The organism is Halopseudomonas sp., assembly GCF_047631575.1.
GTDB lineage: Bacteria > Pseudomonadota > Gammaproteobacteria > Pseudomonadales > Pseudomonadaceae > Halopseudomonas.
Genome location: NZ_JBLIAB010000001.1, coordinates 734,485 through 749,381, shown reverse-complemented (window position 1 = coordinate 749,381; position 14,897 = coordinate 734,485). Strand labels below are relative to the sequence as shown.

8 protein-coding genes and 1 tRNA gene are annotated in these 14,897 nt (G+C 54.9%); 4 read left to right on the top strand and 5 right to left on the bottom strand.

Going from position 1 to position 14,897, the window contains the following annotated elements; genetic code table 11:
* The first annotated feature begins 3 nt into the window (after positions 1 to 3).
* Both ACJAXR_RS03505 and msrB read left to right on the top strand, forming a co-directional pair.
* Positions 4 to 1,503: a sensor histidine kinase gene (locus ACJAXR_RS03505; protein WP_415056837.1), complete on the top strand. Its 1,500-nt coding sequence runs from the start codon at positions 4 to 6 to the stop codon at positions 1,501 to 1,503.
* 70 nt (positions 1,504 to 1,573) lie between these two features.
* Positions 1,574 to 2,749, top strand: a complete 1,176-nt coding sequence (gene msrB, locus ACJAXR_RS03500; protein ID WP_415056836.1) for a peptide-methionine (R)-S-oxide reductase MsrB — start codon at positions 1,574 to 1,576, stop codon at positions 2,747 to 2,749.
* A 7-nt stretch (positions 2,750 to 2,756) separates the two neighbouring features.
* Here msrB and ACJAXR_RS03495 read toward each other — a convergent pair whose 3' ends face one another.
* Together ACJAXR_RS03495 and ACJAXR_RS03490 are read right to left on the bottom strand one after the other, a co-directional pair.
* On the bottom strand, positions 2,757 to 3,059 hold the full coding sequence (locus ACJAXR_RS03495; protein ID WP_415056835.1) for a GGDEF domain-containing protein: 303 nt from the start codon (positions 3,057 to 3,059) through the stop codon (positions 2,757 to 2,759).
* A 5-nt stretch (positions 3,060 to 3,064) separates the two neighbouring features.
* Positions 3,065 to 8,080 (bottom strand): AAA family ATPase, encoded by a 5,016-nt coding sequence (locus ACJAXR_RS03490; protein WP_415056834.1) that lies wholly within the window; start codon positions 8,078 to 8,080, stop codon positions 3,065 to 3,067.
* A gap of 283 nt (positions 8,081 to 8,363) precedes the next feature.
* Here ACJAXR_RS03490 and ACJAXR_RS03485 point away from each other — a divergent pair, with 283 nt between their 5' ends.
* Positions 8,364 to 9,569: a YbfB/YjiJ family MFS transporter gene (locus ACJAXR_RS03485; RefSeq protein WP_415056833.1), complete on the top strand. Its 1,206-nt coding sequence runs from the start codon at positions 8,364 to 8,366 to the stop codon at positions 9,567 to 9,569.
* Here the strand turns inward: ACJAXR_RS03485 and ACJAXR_RS03480 are convergent.
* Positions 9,566 to 11,629 carry an ATP-binding protein gene (locus ACJAXR_RS03480; protein WP_415056832.1) on the bottom strand — a complete coding sequence of 688 codons (2,064 nt, stop codon included), beginning with the start codon at positions 11,627 to 11,629 and terminating at the stop codon, positions 9,566 to 9,568. The two genes, ACJAXR_RS03485 and ACJAXR_RS03480, sit on opposite strands and share 4 nt — an antisense overlap.
* Positions 11,630 to 11,954: 325 nt before the next feature.
* Between ACJAXR_RS03480 and ACJAXR_RS03475 the strand changes: the two genes are divergently transcribed.
* Positions 11,955 to 12,662, top strand: coding sequence for a diguanylate cyclase domain-containing protein (locus ACJAXR_RS03475; protein ID WP_415056831.1), 708 nt, complete (start codon positions 11,955 to 11,957; stop codon positions 12,660 to 12,662).
* A 130-nt stretch (positions 12,663 to 12,792) separates the two neighbouring features.
* Here the strand turns inward: ACJAXR_RS03475 and ACJAXR_RS03470 are convergent.
* Positions 12,793 to 12,869 (bottom strand) — tRNA-Ile (locus ACJAXR_RS03470).
* A 114-nt stretch (positions 12,870 to 12,983) separates the two neighbouring features.
* Positions 12,984 to 14,837 (bottom strand): RNA polymerase sigma factor RpoD, encoded by a 1,854-nt coding sequence (gene rpoD, locus ACJAXR_RS03465; protein ID WP_415056830.1) that lies wholly within the window; start codon positions 14,835 to 14,837, stop codon positions 12,984 to 12,986.
* Between the last annotated feature and the right edge of the window lie 60 nt (positions 14,838 to 14,897).

Genomic DNA, 14,897 nt, shown 5'->3' with positions numbered 1-14,897 from the left:
TCCATGCTGAAAACACTTTACACTCGCCTGGCTGCTGGGCTGTTTGTGTTGCTGCTGTCCGTCGGCCTGCTTTACACCTTCATTAGTCTGTATTCGTTGCGCGATTACAGCGCCTCAGTCAATCAGGCATTGCACCGGGATCTGGCAACCAATCTGGTATCGGACAGGAATCTGGTCAGCGAAGGCAAACTGGACCGAGTGGCCGTGCAAGAATTGTTCGCGCTATATATGACCATCAATCCCAGCATCGAAATCTACCTTCTGGGCATGGACGGACGTATTCTCTCCTACTCGGCGGATCCGGCGAAAATCAAGCGCAAGCAGGTCTCGCTGGTGCCTATACGCCAATTGATGGAAAACGTTGGCCTCTATCCGGTACTGGGCGACGATCCCCGTAGCCATGACCGACAAAAAGTTTTTTCCGTCACTCCAGTACCCTCTGCCGATGATCCACAAGGATATCTCTATGTGGTGCTGCGCGGGGAGGAATACGACGCTGCAGAAACCATGGCCCGGGGCAGCCAGTTACTGGCACTGAGTGCCTGGGCGCTGCTTATCAGTCTGGCGGTGGTCATGGTCACAGGGCTGATTATTTTCCGGCTGTTGACGCGACGCCTGACCTCTTTGACAAGTCTGGTGCAAGAGTTCGAGAACAGCAATATGAGCCAGAGTCCCCGTGTCACTTGGCGTGACAGGCGACCAGTGGTGCGTGACGAAATAGATTATCTGGGTGTGAGCTTCGACGATATGGCCCGTCGAATTACCTCCCAGATCGAGCAATTGACTGAAAAAGATGCGCAACGCCGCCAACTTGTCGCACAGGTATCCCATGATTTACGTACCCCGTTGGCTGCAATGCAGGGGTATATCGAAAGCTTGAGGTTACGACGTGAGCGACTCAGTCCGGACGAGCAGGACCGTTATCTTGATATTGCTCTCAAGGAAGGCCGACGTCTAAGCCATCTGGTAGAAGATCTTTTCGAGCTGGCTGCACTGGAAGCTCAAGAGAAGCAGCCAGTAGCGGAGCCGTTTCCGCTTGCAGAACTGGCGCACGACGTAGTTCAGAAGCATGGGCAGGTGGCGCGTGATAGTCAGTTGGAGCTCACGCTAAGTGGCGATCCGACAATGCCAGTTGCCTTCGCGGACCTGGGCATGACCGAGCGTGTACTGGATAACCTGATCGGTAATGCCATTGCTTACAGTGCCGTCGGGGGGCGCATTGAGGTGGTGGTTGGTCAGGTGGATGGTTTCCCACAGGTGTGCGTACAAGACAGTGGTCCGGGCATCCCGGAGCAGGATCTGGAGCATATTTTCGATCCTTTCTATCGGGGCCAAGCCTCTTATGGGGCGGGCCATGCCGGGCTTGGGCTAGCGATAGCGCGCAGAATAATGGTGCTACAGGGCGGAGATATCAGTGTTGAAAACCGCACCTGTGGTGGCGCCGTTTTTTGCATACGCTTACCAAGGAATCCACTTGATGCGAACGATGTTTTGAAATCGTGATAACTCGCGGATTTTGCTGTGATCAATCCCGCGCAAGCTGTGGGTATTCACACTGCAAGAGGACACCATCATGAAGCGTTATCTTTTACCGATATCCACAGCAGTTATCGTTGCCCTGGCCGGGTTCCAGCTGAACGCTGCCAGCGACATGGGTTCGAAAATGGCTTCGAAGTACGCGCCGGCTGATTCCACGCTGGCGATTGCCACATTCGCAGGCGGCTGCTTCTGGTGCGTTGAGGCCGCCTTCGAAAAGGTGCCCGGCGTGATTGAAGCTGTGTCTGGATACAGCGGCGGTGATGAGGCCAATCCAGACTACAAGCAGGTTTCAGGCGGGCGTACGGGTCACACCGAGGCCGTTCAGGTCTATTATGATCCGGCGGTTATTACCTACGACGGCTTGCTCCAGACCCTGTGGCGAACCGCTAATCCGACGGATGCTGATGGCCAGTATGTAGATCGCGGCAGACAATACCGACCAGCGATTTTTTATAACGGTGAGGTAGAAAAGCGGGCTGCGGAAACCTCGGTGGCAGCGCTGGAAGCCTCCAGTCGTTATGACGAGCCAGTGGTCATCGAGATAGTTCCTTTCGATACCTTTTATGATGCTGAGGACTATCACCAGGATTACTATACGAAAAACCCGCTGCGCTATGAGTTCTATACCTTCAACTCGGGGCGCTATCAGTTCATCGAAAAGGTCTGGGGCGAAGATCAGGCAGTGGATTATTCAAAGTACCGCCCGGCAAGTGTTGACGGGTCGCTTGGACATCAGGATCAGGTAGAGGGCTTTAATCCCGACACCTTCGTGAAACCGAGTGACGAGATGCTCAAGGTCCAGTTGACCAAAGAGCAATACAGCGTTACTCAGGAGGACGCTACCGAACCGTCCTTCAGGAACGCATATAATGCTGAGAAGCGAGCAGGGCTATATGTCGACGTGGTATCCGGCGAGCCTCTATTCTCATCCCGTGACAAGTATGACTCCGGTACGGGTTGGCCGAGTTTCACCAAGCCTGTTGATTCCGACGGTATAGTTGAAAAAGAGGATAGAGGTCTTTTTTCGGTCCGTACCGAAATACGCAGCCGCTATGCAGACTCGCATCTGGGTCACGTGTTTGAGGATGGTCCGGCACCAACCGGACTGCGCTACTGCATGAATTCAGCAGCGCTCAAGTTTATACCGTTGGCCGAGATGCAAGGGCAGGGTTACGGCGCGCTGATAAGTCAGGTGAAGGACCGGTCGTAGCCGGCAGCTAGGTTAGCTGCTCGTTCGGGGAGGCACATTCCACCCTGTCGCGGCCGTCGTTTTTGGCCTTGTAGAGCAGCCGATCGACCCGAGCCAGCATTGACTCGAGGTCGTCGCCCTTTACGATGCAGCTGACACCAAAGCTGGCGGTAAAGGTGAAGCGGCCTGTGTCTAGCTCCGGCAAGCGCAGAGTTTTTATCTTTTCACGCAGGCGTTCTGCCAACATAACTGCTTCGGAAAGGGTCGTTTCCGGTAGCAGGATGATGAACTCTTCACCTCCCAGGCGGGCAATCAGATCATTCTGACGCATGGTGGCTAGACCGAGATAATGGCGGTGTCACCGGCACCATGACCGAACCTGTCGTTAATCTGTTTGAAATAATCAATATCGAACATCACCACTGCCAAGGGACGTTTATAACGGTTGGCCCGGGTGATTTCATTGCTACCGTTAGTCATTAGCCAGCGACGGTTACCCAGGCCCGTCATGGCATCGGTATTGGCAGAAATCCGCAGGTTTTCTTCCATCGTTTTCCGATCGGTAATGTCCAGCATGCTGGACAATTCCGCGGGCTCATCATCAAAGGTGATAGGGACAATGGACATAACAACCCACCGCACATCACCCTTGAGTGCTTTCAATCGTACTTCCTGATTATGCACCACGCCTTCTTTACGGTACCTGGCGAATAGTGCTTCACGCTCCGGGCGGTCGTAGTAAAACGATGGAGCCGGATAGCCGATCAGGTCTTCTTCACTGGCGTGCATCATGTTGCACGCCAGTGAGTTTACATATAGCAAATGGGCGTCACGATGCCGGGTGACCGAGACCGGTACCGGCATATTTTTAAGAATGGAGAGCAGGCGGTTTTCACTGTCCTTCAGTTCGCGGGTTCGGCTCTGAACACGTTTCTCCAACTGACCGGTGAGGCGTTCCATTTTTTCGTAGAGTCGGGCGTTGTCGATAGCGTTGACGATGTTCCCTGCCAGCAGCTCGATGAATCCAATACGGGCTGGGGGGAAGGCGCCGTTGAGTTTATCGTTCTCCAGTAGCACCACGCCGAGCAAATCACCGCCTCGAATTAGCGGTACGGAAAGGGAAGAGCGCAGGCCTCTCTCCCGGTAATACGGGAGCCTGCCCCAGGCTGAATCCGGGCTCAGGTCTGCCAGGACTAGGCTGCGGCCATCACGTATAATTGTTTTCACCAGATCTACCGGCACCTGATCCCGCGCTGAATCAAGCAAAATCGCGTTGCCATTGATAAGAAGGTCTGGCTTTTGGGTATCCGCGCGCAACAGCCATTGATCCTCCTGACGCAGTATTATCATTGCGCGAGTTGCCCCGGCGTTCTCGGACAACACATTCAGCAAGGTGGCCAGCAAGCGCTCAAGCCTGATCTCCCCGGTGATCAGCTGGACAGACTTCATCAGGCTGTGCAGGTCAATATCACCGGTATTTGACCCGGAGCGGGGAGCAATATCTCGTTCCTCTTGCAGGCGCAGGCCCATCGATGATGCGTCCAGACACTCGACAACGGCATCTGCGCCCCAGGTCATAAAGGCAAGCCGGGCATCCCTGAATGGCACCGCTGAGGCCTTGCCCATGGCCTCAAGTAACTGCGCGCGGCTGAGGCACAGTAGTCCTTCCAGCAACGGATTGGGCATGTCTGGTCTGGCGCCAGCCAGCGATTCCAGTTGGGCATCCAGGTCAACAGATTGGCCACTGGCAAAGGTGCGCCAGGTTTCAAGCAACTGTGAAAGTAGAAGGATGTCCCGGTTGTGCTCACCCCAACGTGCAAGCTTCAATGAGGCTTCGTCAATCAGTGCCTGATGCGTCCCGGTTTTCAACTGGCAGGCTGAGACAGCGGTGAACCAGAGACAGAAGGGCATCATATACATGCCTCTGGCTGCTGCACCCCGGGCAAGCGCTCGCTCGCCCGCCTGCAAGCTGTCTTGCGGCTTTAACAGCAAGCCCGCCTTGATGCACTCGAAGGCGTCCAGAAAGAACAGTCCGGTCTGATCGCTGCGGGCTTCATAGCGAGTCCGCATGGTGTCTACGGAAAGGGCATCTACCGAAAGGCTATCAACTGAAATACCGGGTGCTTGGCTCGCGTCATTATCGCCCGCTCGCAGGGAAAATATCGCTGCCTGGGCAACGGTGAGATAATCCTGCGCCACGGGTTGGCGGATCTGCTTCAGTTCGCGGAGCTGAACGTCAAATAACGAATCCAGTTCCCCGAGGCTTTCACCACACAAAATTCGATGGTAAGCCTGCACATAGAGCGCAAGACCGGCGTGACGGAAATTACCGCAAGCCACGCCGTTATCAAACACATCGAGCAGCGATGGTAAGCCTTCTTTCGCGGGCTTCATCCAGTGATGCAAAAAAGCGTTGAAGGAAAATCCGGCATGGGCGTATACGGTCGTCCAGCCGTGACGATGAAGCATGTCCACTGACATGCGGCCCAGCTTGTAACCGAAGGGGTAGTCACCCAATAGTTCAGCGACCAGCAACCCCAGTACAGACCATGCGGACATGGCTATCGGGGCATGTCCAAAGGCCATCATTTGTCGGACCTGTAGTATCGTCAGCAACGGCAACAATGCAGGCCGTGCGATGTAGGCTGCAGCGGTCATCCTGGCGATGATGGTTAGCTGGCAGAGCGTTACAGGATCATCCAGTACGGGTGCGGATTCCAGGTGTGAGATGCCGATGTCACGGATGTGATCTGCTAATTGCGCAACCAGTACAATCAACTCTGCCGGGGTGCTTATATCCGGAGGAGTCAGCCCTAGTACTTGCAATGCTTCAAGACCTATATCCAGCGTCTGCCCGAGCTCACCTGTGGCATAAAAAGACTCTACCTGAACATCGAGAAGCCTGGCTTTTTGCAAAGCGTCGCTGCATCGTGGTAAAGCGGCTTCCACGATGGTTTGCATGGCGCTTCGACGGCCAGACAGGGATAAGGCCCTGGCGGCGCTGACACTCAAATTGCAGGCAGTCGCTGTGCTCTCGTTCCAATAGTCGCCGCCCCGCAACTCAAGAGCGATTGCGTAGAGGTCTGCTGCCACATCAAACCCACCGCTGTTCAGAGCTTCGCTGGCAATGGTTTCGTTCCGCTCAGCGAGCCAGCTCCGCTCCACGTCCGTTGTGATCAGTGCGCGTCCGCGGTTGAAATGTCCCAGTATCTCGAGCCATGCGTTGCCCCTGCCAGCACTGTTTTCTTCGAGCAGTTTTCTACCTATGCGCACATTCAATCGTGTGACTGCGTTTTCGTCCAGAAGCAAGCTAGCGGCCTCCTGGATACGATCGTGAGCAAAACGAAAGACGTCTTTTTCATCCTGTTTCAGCGATACTATTAATAAATTATCCAGTGCAGGTGCGAGTGTTGAACGGATCACTTCCGGCTCAAGCTCTTTCAGGTAGGCCAGTCTCATCAAGTCAAATTCGGCGCCCAGGCATGCCGATTCTGCCAACATGGCGCGACACTCCGACGGCAGTAACTGCAGTTGCCGCAGCATCAGGCTAACCAGAGTTTCATCGGCCTGTTGTCCAGCAATATCGTATTCAGACCAGGTCCAGCGTCCGGCTTTACGATCAAAATAGAGCAGGCCAAGCTGATATAGGTGCGTAAGAAATCGACGTAAAAACAGTGGATTGCCGCCCGTTTTCTGAAGGCATATCGCGGTCAGCAAGATAAGCGCCGGTTCCGTTGGCGGTATGTGTAATACATCGGCCAGCATCGCATTTACTTCGGACCGACCCAGGGTGGATAAGGACTGCCATATTATCGTCTCGCCATTGGTCGAGAGGTCGTTCAGCACGTCTTGAAAGGGGTGGTTTTTATCAATCTCATCGTTGCGCCAGGTGCCGATCAACAACAGCTTTCCACAGGTATTGCTCAGCGCAATATTGCGGAAAAGACGTCTTGATGTCTGGTCTGACCATTGCAGATCATCGATGAACAGCACCAATGGGTTTGCCTCTTCCGCCAGCACCGTAATCAGCTGCTGTAGCGTGTAAAGCAAACGGTTTTCGGTTTCTGCCGGCCCAAGGTCCGCAACCGCTGACACAGGGCCCAACAGCTCGCCCAATTCCGGTAGCACACTGATCAATAACGCGGCATTAGGTGCAATCGCAAAGGCGAGCTTTTGAGACCAGGTCAGCTTGTCAGCGGGTTCTTTGCGCAGCATTTCCCGCAGCGGCTTTTTTAAAGCATCAAAAAACCCGTAACAAGGCTGAACCTGGCCAGATTGGCCGAACTTGCCCAGGCAAAATCGGCCGTTACCCGCATGCATTGTTCGCACCAGTGCATCGTAGATAGCACTTTTACCCGACCCTGAGGGTCCACCAAGCATGACGGTGACCGATCCGCCTGCCGCCACTGCCCGGAATGCCTGTTCAACAGATGCCAATACCTCGTGCCGGCCATAGAGTGTGTCGGGTATTGAAAATAGCTCGGATACATCACCAGCTGCCAATATCAGGCTGTCCCGTTGCACCGGGTCATGCAGGTATTGCAGCAGGTGACTGAGGTCGCGGCGCAGTGCAGCATGGCTCTGGTACCTGTCCGCCGGGTCTTTTGCCAGAAGACGTTCAACAACGCCAATCGCCAACAAAGGTAACTCCGGTACCCATTGACGCAGATCAGGGACTGATTGGGTTAGATGCGCGTAAATGAGCTCGGCCGAACTGGTGCCTTCAAAGGGGGGGTGACCGGTCAGCAGCGCGAACAATGTGGCGCCCAAACTGTAAAAGTCAGACCGATAATCAGGATTGATGGCGGTTCGCCCGCTGCACTCCGGTGCCATGTAGTCAACGTCAACGGTGCCCTCCAGGCCATTGAAGTCGAGCGGCTGGCCTGTACCTTCAGTAGACACCCGGCAGGCTAGATGCAGGCCCCAGAGCACACATTTGTTGCTCTTTGGCGGCATCAATACTGATGCTGGCGAGAGATTGCGATGGAGCCAGCCCGCCTGATGGATTGACTCCAGACAAGACTGGATCTCCAGTGCTGCTGATAGCCAGTCACTGACTCCTAGAGTGACAGGGCAAAAGGAGCCGCCATCGTGCTTTTCCAACAGGGGGAAAGCTCCGAAGCTATCAACTACCAAATAAGGCATACCGTCGACACTTCCAGTCGCAAGATCTTGCAGTCGAAGTTCAGCCAGTTGTTCGACAGCAATATCGCGGACTTTGCTGAAGTGATCGAGATCACACTTTAACGCTGAAGTGCTGGCCAGCAAGCTGACCAGCAAGGGACGGCCGTCGCGTTCGACTTCAAACAGCCAGAAGGGCGCAGCCGAGATAATAATATGACGGACAGTCATGCCATCAAAATGTGAGCCTACAGAGGGTTGAAAAGTCTTTGGAGTCACAGTAAGTCCAATACAGCGTCTGGGCGCTGGAGTACTGGTTTGTATTTTAATCTTTGAAACTTATGACACAAAATGTGCTTATTAGCCATGTGAGAAACAGCTAAGAAGTGGCATAACGCTGGACAATCTGCTGATAACTGCCATCGGCGACCAGTATTCGCAGTACCTCGGCAAAAGATGTTAATTCTCTAGCAGCCTGCACGCTATTGTGGTGCTGGCAGTCGCACTTTTGCCCATGCATACTCACGACATGACGCATACTGGCCAACGATTTAAAATCCTCTGCGCCGGCATTTTCAGCCTTATGCTGACCCTCGGTGTCGCACGCTTTGCCTACACCCCGCTGCTTCCACAGATGCAGTCGCAGGCCGGACTTGGTGTGGCCGAAGCCGGCTGGTTGGCGGCAATCAATTATGCCGGGTACCTGTGTGGCGCGGTGCTGGCTTCGGTCATCAGCGATCTGCGCCACAAGGACTGCTTGTACCGATGGGGTATTGTGGTCGCCGTGCTCAGTACTGTGGCTATGGCTATCAGCACTGACTTGTGGGTCTGGGCTGTATCGCGCTTCGTCGCGGGCTTGAGCAGTGCTGCAGGTATGTTACTGGGCAGCGCTTTGATTCTTAACTGGTTGATGCGCCATGGTCAGCGTAGTGAATTGGGTATTCATTTTTCCGGCATTGGTTTGGGTATCGCCTTATGCGCCGCGCTTATCGGTCTGTTTGATCATTGGATTGACTGGCGCGGCCAATGGTTAGCGCTCAGCCTCCTGGCAGCGCTGCTGGCCATTCCGGCACTGGCCTGGCTGCCATCGCCGGATACGAGTGGCAAAACGACCTCCGGCGCGGCAATGCTGGATAGTCCGCCCAGTCGCCTGTACCTGCGAATATTCATGGCCGCCTATTTTTGCGCGGGTGTCGGCTACGTGGTCAGCGCGACCTTTATCGTGGTTATCGTCGATCAATTACCGGGATTGAGTGGGCGTGGCAACCTGGCTTTTTTATTACTCGGTATTGGAGCTGCGCCAGCATGCATCATCTGGGATCTGGTCGCCCGGCGCCGCGGTGAGCTGAATGCGCTGATCATGGCTGCGTTGCTGCAGGTAGTGGGTATTCTTTTGCCTGTACTGCATCATAGTTTGTGGGCCGCGCTGACGGGCGCCTGGCTATTTGGAGCCACTTTTATTGGCATGGTCAGCCTAGTATTAACTATGGCTGGACGTTACTACCCAACCCGCCCAGCCCGCATGATGGGGCGTATGACCCTGGCTTATGGCATGGCTCAGATTATTGGGCCGGCCCTCACAGGAGTACTGGCGACTCATTTTGGCGGCTATACGGTTGGGCTTTGGTGCGCCGCTGCGGCTATGCTGCTCGGCAGCCTGTTGTTATTTGCATTGAAATGTATCGAGCGTAGAGACCGACGCCGTATTCAGGCAGCTTAAGTGCGTAGCAATTCCCTGATACGAGATGCCAGTGCGGCTACTGCAAAGGGCTTGGTCAGGACGGCCATACGGGCTTTGACCTCGGAGTCGTCAAATAAAACCTGTTCGGCATACCCAGTTATGAAAAGTACCGGCAAATCGGGAAGCGTTACCCGCACGGCGTCAGCCAGTTGCCGACCATTCAGGCCCCCGGGTAGGCCTACGTCCGTCATCAATAAATCGATTTTAACACCCGAATGCAATGCATCGAGAGCCTCTGGACCGTTTGCCGCTTCAATCGTCTGGTAGCCAAGATCCTGTAGAACATCGGTCATCAGTATCCGCAACGCGGGTTCGTCGTCGACAATCAGTACCGTTTTCCCTGCAACGGCTTCAGGTAATGTCTGTATGTCCGATGAGATGCCTTCGTTGGTGGCGCCATGGTGCCGCGGAAGATAGATCGACACCTCAGTACCCACCCCAACGGTCGAGACGAGACGAGCCAGTCCGCCTGACTGCCGTGCGAATCCGTAAATCATCGATAGACCGAGTCCTGTTCCCATGCCGAGGGGTTTAGTGGTGAAGAATGGATCGAACGCTCTGGCGATAGTGTCGGGAGACATGCCGCTTCCCGTGTCGCTGACACGCAGCCGCAAGTACTCGCCCGCGGGAAGTTCAAGTTGTGCTGCGGTTTGGCTGTCGACGTTGTGGTTGTGAATCTCGATGTGAATACGGCCACCGCTGGGCATCGCATCCCCGGCATTGATGCACAGATTAAGCAAAGCGTTTTCCAGCTGTGACGGATCGACCAGTGCAATCCAGGGTTGCTGATCGCCTGAACACTCCACGGATACTCCTGGCCCCGCCGTGCGACGGATTAAATCGAGCATGCCTTCGATCAACTTGTTGGCGTCAGTCGGATGCGGGGCCAGGGTCTGTCTGCGGGAAAAAGCGAGCAAGCGGTGGGTGAGTGATGCGGCTCGTTTGGTTGCTCCCTGCGCGGCATCGATGTACTTATCGGTATCCTGAGGGCGGTGCTGGTCGATGCGCAGGCGAATCAGATCGAGGCTCGCTGATATGGCCATTAACAGGTTGTTGAAGTCATGGGCCAGCCCGCCGGTCAGCTGGCCAACGGCTTCCATTTTCTGCGACTGTCTCAGTTGTGCCTGGGCTCGCTCCAACTCTGACTCGCGCTCCTTTTCCAGCGTAATGTCGCGCCTGGCAGCATAGGTGAGATTGCCGGCGGGCGCCGCTAGCCAAGAGATCCAGCGCACTGAGCCGTCCGTGTGAATTGCACGATTGATAATTTTGGATTGCTCGCCCCGCGCCGCTTGTTTGTAGACGCTTACCGTACTGGGATGATCTTCGCTGATCACGAACTGGTTTACGTGGTGGCCGACCAGATCTTGCTGGGAATATCCCAGCAGCTCGGTCCAGGCTGGATTGACGCGTTTTAATATCCCATCAAAATCGATAATCAGCATCAGGTCCGGAGCGGTATCCCACATCAGGTCGCGTTCTCCGGTACGAATGGTCACTTCTTGTGCCAGTTGTTCGTTAAACCGATTGAGCTTTAACTCGGCGGTGGCACGTTCACGCTCGGCAATAATCTGCGAAGTGATTTCGAAACCCTGGTTGTACAGGCCAGCAACGCCGCCGTCTTCACCCCGAATAGGACAGGCGGTGATGTCCCAATAGGTTGTTTCCGGGTGGCCATGGCGGATCATCGGTAATTCGACCCGATCTTCGGCAAAACCTTCTCCCGTCGCCATTGCCCTATAAAATGGAGCTTCAATGTTTTTCCACGTATCACCCCAGACTGCCGCGACCGAGCAGCCTAGTGCTTGCGGATGACGATCTGGCATGGCCGCTATATAGGCGTCGTTGTAGAGCATGATCAGCTCGGGACCCCAGAGAATCGTTCCGAGCACGGGAGAGTTCAGACACATTGAGATAGCAGTGCGCAGCGATTGCGGCCAGTTATCCGGGGAGCCAAGAGAGGTTGCTGCCCAGTCATGTGCACGCATTCGCGCGCCCATCTCGCCGCCGCTATTGAGGAATGAAAGTTCGTTGCCCGTCACTGGCAGTTCCTTATTGTGCGCACAACGCTCTTATTTTTGGCGGTGACAACGCGTATCTATACTAGAGTAAAGTTGGCACTTTAGTTTTAACAATGCGCTGCCAGGTATCTTTTAAGGCGCTCATTTTACAACAGGAAGGACGACGCCATGCAATGGAGAGGCAAGACTATTTAGCACGTCCTAATAGAGCACGTAATGCTCTGGCAGAGGTTTGGGCCAGGCGGTTGGGCCGAGAGTGAGCTAGCCTATGTGCAACAGGAAGTACGACGCGATTATCTGGAGCTGTATATGCAAACTAAAGGGATAAACTTGGATCCGGTTATCCTTGTCGTCGAGGATCAAGCGCACCGATGCGCTTGTTCTAGGTGAGGCAGTACGTGATCTGGGTGATGTGTACACGGCCAGTGACGGCCTCTCGGCCCTGATAGTTGCGCGACAATGCAAGCCGGACCTTGTGCTCCTCGACATCGAGATGCGCGGCATGAACGGTTTTGCCGTATGCAAGGCGCTAAAAGCAGATCCGGAATTGTGCGACGCAGCGGTCATTTTCGTGACCTCACATGCTCAGACGGAATATCAGCTGCGGGCGCTCGAATATGGTGGCATCGACTTTAAACGTAAGCCGCTGAATCTTGTCTTGGCCAAAGCGCATATCAAGGTACATCTAGCTTTGCGTGTTGAAGCTAAAAGGCTTGCCAATCATGATGCGCTAACGGGTTTGCCTAATCGTGCACTGCTGCAGGATCGAACTGAACAGGCGCTGCAGGGGGCACGTCGAGGCCAGGGTCGAGTTGCAATGTTGTTTCTCGATCTGGACAATTTCAAAGGTATTAACGACTCCCTGGATAATGCCATCGAGGCGCTTGGCATGGAACATCTGGACTCGCAAGCAGGTCAGGCTGTGACGATCTCACTAGGCGTGGCGGCGATGGTACCAACGAATGATGCTGAGCCGCAGACCTTGATAGCTGAAGCCGACGACCAGCTGTATCAGGCAAAGCAGGCTGGACGCGCACGCGTTTGTTTCCGCTAGCTCTGTTGCCTGCGGTACATGTTCTGAGGTGACGAAGGGCTCTGCAGCTGAGGCCGCAATTGTTACCATAGTGTGGCCGGATCGACCTATCTATGGATTCAAGAACATGCGGATCTTGAATATAAAAAAATGGTGGGCCCAGTAGGACTTGAACCTACGACCAAGCGATTATGAGTCGCCTGCTCTGACCAACTGAGCTATGGGCCCACTATAGGGAACGTGGCGGATTATACGGATTGGTGCCGCCTCTGACCATAGCTTTGGTGACTTGAAACGAAAACGCCCGGCACAGGCCGGGCGTTTCGTTGCTACGGAGCGAGGTTACTCGTCCAGGAAACTACGCAAATGATCGCTGCGAGTAGGGTGCCGCAGCTTGCGCAGCGCCTTGGCCTCGATCTGACGGATCCGCTCACGGGTCACGTCGAACTGTTTGCCCACCTCTTCCAGCGTATGGTCGGTATTCATGTCGATACCAAAGCGCATGCGCAGAACCTTGGCTTCCCGTGCGGTGAGTCCGGAGAGTACGTCCCGTGTGGCTTCCTTGAGGCTCTCCACGGTCGCCATGTCGATCGGCGATTCCATGGTCGAGTCCTCGATGAAGTCGCCGAGATGCGAGTCCTCGTCGTCACCGATGGGCGTCTCCATGGAGATCGGTTCCTTGGCGATTTTAAGGACCTTGCGGATCTTGTCCTCGGGCATCTCCATACGCTCGCCCAGCTCTTCCGGCGTCGGCTCGCGCCCCATCTCCTGTAGCATCTGGCGGGAGATACGATTGAGCTTGTTGATCGTCTCGATCATGTGCACCGGAATACGGATGGTGCGTGCCTGGTCGGCGATCGAGCGGGTGATAGCCTGCCGAATCCACCAGGTTGCATAAGTCGAGAACTTGTAACCACGACGGTATTCGAACTTGTCGACTGCTTTCATCAGGCCGATGTTGCCTTCCTGAATCAGGTCGAGGAACTGTAGGCCCCGGTTGGTGTACTTTTTCGCGATCGAGATAACCAGACGTAGGTTGGCTTCAACCATTTCTTTTTTGGCGCGGCGGGCTCGGGCTTCACCAATCGACATGCGACGATTGATGTCCTTGACCTCAGACATGGTCAGGTCAGCATCTTGAGCCAGGCCGGCGAGTTTCTTTTGCGCGCGGATAATATCGGACTTGCGATCTTCAAGTGCTTCGGCGTAACGCGGCTTGTCAGCCAGCAGTTGGTCGATCCACTCAAGATTGATTTCGTTACCCGGGAAGTCACGCAAAAAGTCGGCCCGCGGCATGCGTACGTCGCGAACGCATAGCTGCATGATGGCGCGTTCCTGGGTGCGAATCTGATCCTGTGCGCCACGGACGCGTTGAACTAGCGCCTCGTATTGCTTGGGTATCAGTTTGATAGGCATGAACAGCAAGGCCAGCTCATGTAGCTCGGCAGTTGCCTGCTTACTACCGCGGCCATGCTTCTTCAGTGCTTTTTTGGTCTTCGCCAGTTGATCTGCAATCGCTGTGAAGCGAAGCCGAGCGACCTCGGGATCCGGACCGCCATCGCCTTCTTCTTCGGCGGTGTCGTCATCCTCTTCCTCTTCGTCGTCCTTTTCGCCTTTTTCTGCTTTGGCAGCAGGTGCCGGCGTTGGTTCGGCTGCAGGTGCTCCGCCGGACAGTCCGTCGTCGTCAGGGTCAATGTAGCCGCTGAAAATCTCAGTCAGCCGACCACTTTCTTCAACGACGCGATGGTAGTCGGCAAGAATGCCGTCTACGGTGCCAGGGAACATCGAGATCGCCGACATGACTTCACGGATGCCCTCCTCGATGCGCTTGGCGATTTCGATTTCGCCTTCGCGGGTCAGCAGCTCCACTGTACCCATTTCACGCATATACATGCGCACTGGGTCAGTGGTCCGGCCTATGTCGCTTTCGACAGCGGCCAGAGCGGCTGCGGCTTCTTCAGCTGCGGATTCATCGGCGTCGTTGTCTGCAAGAAGCAGGGCATCGGCATCGGGTGCGGTCTCGAATACGTTGATTCCCATGTCATTGATCATGCGAATGATGTCTTCAACCTGCTCCGGATCAGAAATATCTTCCGGTAGGTGGTCGTTGACTTCCGCATAAGTCAGGTAGCCCTGCTCGCGACCGCGGGCGATGAGCTCTTTGAGACGGGATTGCTGTTGCGCTTTTCCGGACATAACAACCCTTGTGGATGCCGTGGTGTACTAAAAACAAGCTGCGGATTATACCCTGATTAC

Excerpts from the sequence above, each read along its gene's own strand:
- ACJAXR_RS03505 (WP_415056837.1), top strand. The coding sequence starts at position 4 with ATGCTGAAAACACTTTACACTCGCCTGGCTGCTGGGCTGTTTGTGTTG.
- msrB (WP_415056836.1), top strand. The coding sequence starts at position 1,574 with ATGAAGCGTTATCTTTTACCGATATCCACAGCAGTTATCGTTGCCCTG.
- ACJAXR_RS03495 (WP_415056835.1), bottom strand. The coding sequence starts at position 3,059 with ATGCGTCAGAATGATCTGATTGCCCGCCTGGGAGGTGAAGAGTTCATC.
- ACJAXR_RS03490 (WP_415056834.1), bottom strand. The coding sequence starts at position 8,080 with ATGACTGTCCGTCATATTATTATCTCGGCTGCGCCCTTCTGGCTGTTT.
- ACJAXR_RS03485 (WP_415056833.1), top strand. The coding sequence starts at position 8,364 with ATGCATACTCACGACATGACGCATACTGGCCAACGATTTAAAATCCTC.
- rpoD (WP_415056830.1), bottom strand. The coding sequence starts at position 14,837 with ATGTCCGGAAAAGCGCAACAGCAATCCCGTCTCAAAGAGCTCATCGCC.